The sequence below is a fragment of the Streptomyces sp. B93 genome (assembly GCF_018070565.1).
Classification (GTDB): Bacteria; Actinomycetota; Actinomycetes; order Streptomycetales; family Streptomycetaceae; genus Streptomyces.
On sequence record NZ_JAGPXL010000110.1, the window covers coordinates 1 to 1,425 of the forward strand.

Sequence of the window (1,425 nt, forward strand, 5' to 3'; positions counted from 1 at the left end):
GGAATCTCAATGATCGTGTCAAGCCGTCTGCGTGAGCGGCGGGGCGGAGGTGAACAGCCTCTTGTCACGCAGCATCGCCCACAGCACGTCGACCCGGCGACGGGCAAGCGACAGCAGAGCCTGGGTGTGCAGCAGTCCCTCGGCCCGCTTCTTCAGGTAGTAGTCCCTGGACGGGCCGGGCCGCATCATCGCGGTCTGGGCGGACAGGTAGAGGATGTGCCGCAGGCGCCGGTTGTAGCGTTTGGGCCGGTGGTAGTTGCCGGTGCGGCGGCCGGAGTCCCGGGCGACCGGGGCCAGGCCCGCGTGGGAGGCCAGGCGGCCGGCGTCCTTGTAGCCGGACAGGTCGCCGACGATGGCGACGAACTCGGCTCCCAGGATCGGGCCCATGCCGGGCATGGACTCGAGGATCTCGGCGCGGTCGTCGGTGTGGAAGGTCTCGCGGATCTCCCGGTCGTTGTCCTTGATCCGCTCGTCCAGGGCCAGCAGCTGGTGGGCGAGGTCGCAGACCAGCTTCGCGGCCCGCTTCTCGCCGGGCAGTGCGATCTGCTGGGACTGGGCCGCCTCCACGGCCTTGGCCGCGACACCGGCGGCGCCGCGGACCTTGCGGCGTTCCAGCCAGGCCGTCAGCCGCTTGACGCCGATCCGGCGCAGGGCGGCCGGAGTCTGGTACTCGGTCAGCATGACCACCGGACCCTTGGCTGCGGAGTAGTCGAAGGCCCGCTCCAGGGCGGGACAGATACCCACCAGAAGGTCGCGGAGCCGGTTGATCAGCCTTACCCGGTCGGCGATCAGGTCGGCCCGGTAGTTGGTCAGCACCCGCAGTGTGGTGACCAGTTCCGGCGGTGTGTCGAGCGGGGCGAAGTCCCGGCGCATGCGGGCCTGGTCGGCGATGACCAGTGCGTCTCTCGCGTCGGTCTTGCCCTCACCCCGGTAAGCACCGGACATGCGGTTGACCGTCCGGCCAGGCACGTAGACGACCTGCTGGCCGTGCGCGACCAGCAGGGCCAGCAGCAGTGTCGAGGCGCGACCGGAGATGTCCACTGCCCACCGCACCTCGTCGGCCCGCTCGCGGGTGGTGTCGATGAGGGTGAGGATCTGGGCCTCGTCGTTGATCACCTTCGTCGAGAACACCGTCTCGCCGTCAGCGTCGACCGCCACCGCCCAGTGATGTCCCTTGCCGGCGTCGATGCCGACCCATATCCGCCCCTGCCGCGTGCTCAACCCCGAAGCTCCGTTCCACCGTGACCAGCACCTTCGTGGCCCGAAGAACACTCCGCCGACAGGTCCCTAACCAGCGATGACCGCAGTTCTCAATCAGCAGTCGGAGCGTCCCGGAGGACCGGGCGGCCATTCCTTCCGAGCCACAAGCGGCAGACCACCATCAGCCACACCCGGTCCTCCCGGACCGCCTCACATTCTTAGGGA

Annotated in this window: 1 protein-coding gene; it reads right to left on the reverse strand. The window is 68.9% G+C overall.

Annotated elements, in window-relative coordinates; all coding sequences use genetic code 11:
* Positions 1–18 precede the first annotated feature (18 nt).
* Positions 19–1,221 (reverse strand): IS110 family transposase, encoded by a 1,203-nt coding sequence (locus tag KBY47_RS36130; RefSeq protein ID WP_210928867.1) that lies wholly within the window; start codon positions 1,219–1,221, stop codon positions 19–21.
* Positions 1,222–1,425 lie beyond the last annotated feature (204 nt).